Below are 7,041 nucleotides of genomic sequence, written 5' to 3'. Positions count from 1 at the left end.
TCCCGGTCTCCACGACCGGGCTCCATTGAGGCAGATGCCCCGGCGGCGGGCCAGCTTCCACCCATCGTCTTCCCGGGCTCCACTGAAGCGCGGCGACAAAACAGGCTTCTCCGCATGGGAATGGGGCCTGTGGCGTGGTGTCCAGCGCATGCAGTGTCGGATGCTCGCCTGCTCGCCGACCGCCGTCGACGCCGGGCAGCTTGCCGCTGGATATCCGGCAGGCGAGGGCAGGGAGTGTCCAGATCTATGACAAACGAGGTAGGAGACGGCAGCGGCCGCGAACAGAACGTTGGAATCATGCGGGTGTCAGATCGGCCCCCGCGGCCGTAGGCAGTGTTTGTCATCGATTTGGACACGGAGAACGTAAGTGGCTCTTCCCGTTTGAGGTTGTATAGGTGGGGGTTGGCGGCGTCTGGGACATGTGGCTGTTTGCGGTTCGAAAGACTGGCGCCGATCGACCGCAAGCAAGCGGAGCGTCGGCGCATACAGTTGCCTCGGGCCGACGCGCCACGGGGCGTTGTAGAGGCGCCCACATGTTCACCCACGGACGTCAAGCACCGCCCCGGAACCACCCACCAGGCGTGCCAACAGTTCAAACGTTAAGAGCGACGACTCTTCACGAACACGCGTTCGCGCCAAGACCACGCGTACAGACAAGACCCAGCGGCCCAGCGCCCGAGGGAAGAGCCACACGACAACAGACCTGCCCGACGGCGGCCGCCCAGTCTCCGCGAGTGGACGTGGCGGCGTAGATGTGTCATGATTAATCCACCTCTTGAGAGCGCTCTCACCCAATGATGGCCATATAGAGAGCGCTCTCAGCGAACACTTATGGCGCACGGGTGCGCCACGCATCCCACACAAAAGGAGACATCGTGTTCAAGAAGCAGGCAATGGCCGGCCTAGGCGTCATCGCCGTCGGCGCGCTCGCCCTCGCCGGCTGCGGATCGGGAGGCTCCGGATCCTCCGGGGCTGACGCGGACGGCAACATCACCCTCACCATCGCCACCTTCAACGAGTTCGGCTACGACGCCCTGCTCGAGGAGTACATGGAGCAGAACCCGGGCATCAAGGTCGTAGAGAAGAAGGCCGCCACCTCCAACGAGGCACGCGACAACATGAACACCCGCCTGGCCGCCGGCTCGGGCCTGGCGGACGTCGAGGCCATCGAGATGGACTGGCTGCCCGAGCTCATGCAGTACTCCGACCAGTTCGTCGACCTGTCCTCCGACTCGGTCACAGGCCGCTGGCCCGAGTTCAAGACCGCCCCGGCCACCACCGCCGACGGCAAGCTCATCGGCTACGGCACCGACGCCGGCCCGGAGGCCGTGTGCTACCGCGCCGACCTGTTCAAGCAGGCCGGCCTGCCCACCGACCGCGAGGAAGTCGCCGAACTACTCGACGGCGACTGGGACAACTACTTCAAGGTCGGCAAGCAGTTCGTCGACGCCACCGGCATTCCCTGGTACGACTCCGCGACCGGCACCTACCAGGGCATGCTCAATCAGATCGAGAACCCCTTCGAGAACGACGACGACACCGTCATCCCCCTGGAGTCCAACAACACCATCCGCAGCACCTACGACACGATCCTCGACCAGTCCGAGGACGGGCTGTCCGCGGGCCTGTCGCAGTGGAGCGAGGACTGGGTCAACGCCTTCCAGAACGACGGCTTCGCCACCATGCTCTGCCCGCCGTGGATGCTCGGCGTCGTCGAGGGCAATGCCGCCGGCGTTGAGGGCTGGGACGTGGCCCCGGTCTTCCCCGGCGGCGGCGGAAACTGGGGCGGGTCCTACCTGACCGTCCCCACCCAGGGCGAGCACCAGGAGGAGGCCAAGGCCCTGGCCGACTGGCTGACGGCCCCCGAGCAGCAGATCACGGCCTTCCAGACGAAGGGCAACTTCCCCTCGCAGACTGCGGCGCTGGATGACCCGGCCCTGCTGGAGTACAGCAATGAGTTCTTCAACAACGCCCCGATCGGCCAGATCTACTCCGACATGTCCAAGAAGATCGCGGTCTCCCCGTACAAGGGCACGAACTTCTTTGCCATCACCACCGTCGTCACCGACGCCCTCACGCGCGTGGACGTGGACGGCACCGACGACGCCGACTCCTCCTGGGACAAGGCGCTGAGCGAGTTCCGCCAACTCGGAATCGAGTAGTCCTCGCTCGCACCAGCCAACGGCGGTGGCGCAGCCCGCGGCTGCACGCACTGCGTGCCGGACCGCGCCACCGCCGCTCCCCCACCGCTGACCGGAAAGGACCGGCAATGACGCCAGCAGCGACCCCTTTGAAGGCCTCGCGCGAACCCGCGCCCAACCCGCCGACGCGTACGCAGCGGCGTGGTTCTATGTCCCGACGCGACAAGCTGGGGCGGCTCGACTTCGTCGTCTCTCCCTACCTGTACATCGCCCCGTTCTTCGTAGTCTTCGCCATCACGGGCCTGTATCCGCTGCTGTACACGGCGTGGGTCTCATTCCACAAGTGGCACCTGATCGGCGGCGACCAGGGATTCACCGGGGTGGACAACTACGTCAACGTGCTGCAGCAGCCGAACTTCTGGATCGCCCTGCGCAACACCTTCTCCATCTTCCTGCTCTCCAGCGTTCCGCAGATCATCCTGGCGATTCTCATCGCCTACGTCCTCCACACCAACCTGCGGGCGAAGACCTTCTGGCGCATGGGCGTGCTGCTGCCCTACGTCGTGGCCCCCGTGGCCGTGTCCATCATCTTCTCCAAGCTCTTCGCCGACCAGTCCGGCATGGTCAATGCCATCCTCGGTCAGGTCGGGATCGGCCCGATCGGCTGGCACGCCTCGGCCTTCTGGTCCCACATCGCAATCGCGAACATGGTCAACTTCCGCTGGACCGGCTACAACGCCCTGATCATCCTGGCGGCCATGCAGGCCATCCCCCGCGAGCTGTATGAGGCCGCCACGGTCGACGGCGCCGGCCGCATGCGCCAGTTCTGGTCGGTCACCATCCCCCAGCTGCGCTCCACGATCATGTTCGTGGTCATCAACTCCACCATCGGTGGCCTGCAGATCTTCGACGAGCCGCGCATGTTCGACACCATGGGCAACGGCGGCGCCGACAACCAGTGGCTGACGCTGACCATGTACCTGTACCAGCTGGGCTGGGGACCGCAGAAGAGCTTCGGCCGGGCCTCAGCGGTCGCCTGGATCCTGTTCCTGATCATCCTGCTGTTCGCCTCCCTCAGCTTCCTGCTCACCCGGCGTATTGCCTCCTCCGGCACCGATCCCGCCAGATCCGGACGACGACGGCGCCCCCGACGCGCACAGCACCGCACCGCCGCCCGCCGCGCCGGCAACAGCCGCGTCCAGGAAGGAGCCCTGTCATGAGCAGCAACGAGCCGTCGGTGGCGATGATCGAGCAGACCGCGGGCAAGCGGGCGGCCCGCGCCGCCGCTCGCCGTCGGGCCAGAGGATCGCACCGGGGATTCGGTCCCGACCGCCGTCCGGGGCCGGTGGGCTACGTCTTCCTGATCGCCGCCGTCCTGATCAGCGCCTACCCGCTGTACTTCGCGTTCCTGCTGGCCACCTCCAACGCCGCCGAGATCGCCAAGCACCCGATCCCCTCACTGCTCCCCAAGGGGGAGCTGGTCGACAACATCACCCGGGTGGTCAACTCCGGCATCGACCTGCGGGGAGCCTTCATCAACTCCCTGATCGTCTCGGGCGTCGTGTCAGTGTCGGTGGTGTTCTTCTCCACGCTGGCCGGCTACGCCTTCTCCAAGCTCCGCTTCCGGGGGCGCGACGGCCTGCTGACCTTCGTCATCGCCACCATGGCCGTGCCCGCGCAGCTGGGCGTGGTCCCGCTGTTCATCGTGATGGCCAGGCTGGGGTGGACCGGGCAGTTGATCGCCGTGATTGTGCCGGCAATGGTCTCCGCCTTCGGCGTGTTCTGGATGACCCAGTACATCCGCGACGCCCTGCCGTACGAGCTGATTGAGGCCGCGCGCGTGGACGGGGCCTCCATGTTCCGCACCTTCTGGTCGGTGGCACTGCCGGCGGCCCGGCCCGCGGCGTCGATGCTGGCCCTGTTCACCTTCGTGGGCTCATGGACGAACTTCTTCTGGCCCTTCATCGTCCTGGGGGCGAAGAACCCGACCCTGCCGGTCGCCCTGCAGCTGCTGCAGGCCTCCTACTTCAAGGACTACTCACTGATCATGGCGGGCGTGGTCGTTGCCACCGTGCCACTGCTGATCCTGTTCGTCTTCGCCGGCCGCCAGCTGGTCTCCGGCATCATGCAAGGAGCTGTCAAGGGATGACCGCAATCACCTTCCCGCCCGGATTCCGCTGGGGCGTGGCTACCGCCGCCGCGCAGGTCGAGGGCGCCGCCCACGAGGATGGCAAGGGGGACTCCATCTGGGACGTCCTGTGCCGCCGCCCCGGCGCCATCGATGACGCCTCCAACATAGAGGTGGCCTGCGATCACTACCACCGGGTCGATGACGACGTCGCCCTCATCAAGGAGCTGGGATACCCTACCTACCGCTTCTCGGTGTCCTGGGCCCGGGTCATGCCCGACGGGCACACAGTGAACGCGAAGGGCCTGGACTTCTATGCGCACCTAGTCGACGCCCTGCGCGCGGCCGGCATCGAGCCGTGGCTGACGCTGTACCACTGGGACCTGCCGCAGGCCCTGCAGGAGGAGGGCGGCTGGACCGCCCGCTCCACCGCCGAGGCCTTCGCCGACTACGCCCGGGCCGTGTACGCACGCCTGGGCGGCAAGGTGGACACCTGGACCACGCTGAATGAGCCCTGGTGCTCATCCTTCCTGTCCTACGCGGGCGCGGAGCACGCACCCGCGGTCAACGAGCCGGCACAGGCGGTGGCCGCGGCGCACCACCTCATGCTGGGGCACGGCCTGGCGGTGCGCGCGCTGCGGGAGGCCGCAGCCGCCGCGGGCCGCAGCCCCCGCATCGGCATCACGCTGAACTTCTCCCCCACTCACCCGGCTAGCCCGTCTAGCGTCGTCGACCGCGATGCCGCCCGCAGGGTGGACGGCACCCAGAACCGGCTGTTCCTGGAGGCGCTGATACACGGCAGCTACCCGGCCGACGTCGTGGCGGACATGGCTACCTGGGCGGACATCCACGACTGGGTGCGCGCGGGCGACATGGAGGCCATCAGCGAACCCATCGACGTGCTGGGGGTGAACTTCTACAACGGCCAGACCGTGGCCGGCCCCGAGCCGGGACGCATGTTCGGCGGGCCGGCGGCGGGGGCGGGGCCCTCACCGCATGTGGGCTCCGAGAACGTCCGTGCGGAGCCGCAGGACCTGCCGGTCACGGACATGGGCTGGCAGGTGGAGCCCCGCGACCTGTATGAGCTACTGCTGCGGCTGGACCGCGAGTACACCTCCACGGCCGGCCCTAACGCAGCCGGCATCCCGATTGTCATCACGGAGAACGGAGCCGCCTACCGCGATGAGCCCGACGCGCACGGGCGAGTCGAGGACCTGGACCGTCTGGCCTACATCCGTGACCACCTGATCGCCGTGCACGATGCCATCGCCGCCGGCGCCCGCGTGGAGGGGTACCTGGTGTGGTCGCTGCTGGACAACTTCGAGTGGGCCCGCGGCTACACCAAGCGCTTCGGTATCGTCCGGGTTGATTACAGCACACTCGCGCGAATCCCCAAGGCCTCGGCCGAGTGGTTCTCAGCGGTTGTACGCAACAACGGTTTTGAACTGGACTGACACGCGGACGGAGACACGCATGCGCTCATCGGAAAGGATCACGCTGGAGGATGTGGCCCGTGCCGCCGGCGTCTCTCGCGCCACCGCCTCGCGCGTGGTCCGCGGGGACACCGGTGTAACCGAGAAGAAGACCAAGGCTGTCAGGGCGGCGGTCGCCTCACTGGGGTACATCCCCAACTCTGCCGCCCGCGCCCTGGTCTCACGCCGCACCGGAACCGTCGCCGTCGTCATTCCTGAGCCGGATCAACTGATCTTCTCCGATCCCTTCCTGACTCGGACGGTCCAGGAGATCTCCCACCACCTGGACGCCGCGGATATCCAGCTGGTCATGGTCTTCGGGGATCAGGCCGGCCACGGCCGCCGCGCGGCGAAGTACCTGCGCAACGGTTCGGTCGATGGTGCGATCGTCATTTCCCACCACCGCTTCAGCGGGCAGGTGGAGGCCATCATGGGCGTGCAGCTACCGGTGGTGTTCATTGGGCGCCCCCTAGCCCACAACTCCCCCGCCTCGTGGGTGGACCTGGACAACGTCTCCGCCGGCAGGCTAGCCGCCGAGCACCTGCTGGACCGGGGCGTACAGCGCCCGGCGATTATTACCGGCCCGCTGGACATGGTGGCCGCTCACGACCGCCTCCGGGGCTTCCGCGAGGTGCTGGGCAGGGCAGGGATCGATCCGGTCCTGCGGGAGGGCGCCTTCACCGTCGAGTCGGGGCGCGCGGCCGGCGAGGCCCTGGCACCGCGGATCGAGTCGGGTGAGATCGACGGCGTCTTCGCGTCCTCCGACCAGATGGCCCTGGCGGCTCTGGCGGCGTGGCGGGAGCGGGGACTGCAGGTACCAGACGACGTCAAACTGGTCTCGTGCGACAACGGGCCGGATGCGGCCCTGGCCGACCCACCGCTGACTTCCGTGGACAACCCCACCGATGTCTTGGGCCGGGCCGCCACCGACATGCTGCGCGCAATCCTGGATGAGACCTGGGACGGGCAGCCGGTGCTCGTGCCGACCCGGCTGGTGGTACGGCAGTCCTGCTGACAAGCCGGCTGGGGCTCGGGGTCGCGCAATTGCCACCACGCCACTAGATCCACCCCGGGACAGCGCCGGGCCAGAGCCGGGACGAAGCACGGCCCACGCGTCCGAGTCCCGAGCCGCTGACCCGCCCCCGTGTCTTGCACGACCTCGGGCCGTGTTCCACGACCTTGGTGTGCGTTGCACGACCACCCCGGGGTCGTGGAGTGCACACCAAGGTCGTGCAGTGTCGTGCAAAGCCATACCAGCCCCGACGCCGGAGGCCACCACCCGCACCGGCGACCCCTGTCA

Annotated in this window: 5 protein-coding genes; all 5 read left to right on the top strand. The window is 67.5% G+C overall.

Features of this window, described 5'->3' with window-relative positions; translation table 11 throughout:
• Window positions 1-875 precede the first annotated feature (875 nt).
• The 5 genes from GZ997_RS03380 (at window position 876) to GZ997_RS03360 (ending at window position 6,756) form a co-directional block, all read left to right on the top strand.
• Entirely contained in the window at window positions 876-2,162 is a 1,287-nt protein-coding gene (locus GZ997_RS03380) for an extracellular solute-binding protein (protein ID WP_343212258.1), read from the top strand.
• 107 nt (window positions 2,163-2,269) lie between these two features.
• Window positions 2,270-3,361 carry a sugar ABC transporter permease gene (locus GZ997_RS03375; RefSeq protein WP_161923411.1) on the top strand — a complete coding sequence of 364 codons (1,092 nt, stop codon included), beginning with the start codon at window positions 2,270-2,272 and terminating at the stop codon, window positions 3,359-3,361.
• Entirely contained in the window at window positions 3,358-4,290 is a 933-nt protein-coding gene (locus tag GZ997_RS03370; protein WP_161923410.1) for a carbohydrate ABC transporter permease, read from the top strand. Before GZ997_RS03375 ends, GZ997_RS03370 begins: the two co-directional genes overlap by 4 nt.
• The gene (locus GZ997_RS03365) at window positions 4,287-5,723 is read left to right on the top strand and encodes a GH1 family beta-glucosidase (protein WP_162678850.1); all 1,437 of its coding nucleotides are present in this window, start codon (window positions 4,287-4,289) and stop codon (window positions 5,721-5,723) included. Before GZ997_RS03370 ends, GZ997_RS03365 begins: the two co-directional genes overlap by 4 nt.
• 19 nt (window positions 5,724-5,742) lie before the next feature.
• Complete coding sequence (locus GZ997_RS03360; protein WP_162678849.1) at window positions 5,743-6,756, top strand: LacI family DNA-binding transcriptional regulator; 1,014 nt, start codon at window positions 5,743-5,745, stop codon at window positions 6,754-6,756.
• The last annotated feature ends 285 nt before the right edge of the window (window positions 6,757-7,041 follow it).

The sequence above is a fragment of the Actinomyces sp. 565 genome (assembly GCF_010365615.1).
Lineage (GTDB): Bacteria > Actinomycetota > Actinomycetes > Actinomycetales > Actinomycetaceae > Actinomyces.
This window is presented reverse-complemented; position numbering and strand designations above follow the sequence as displayed.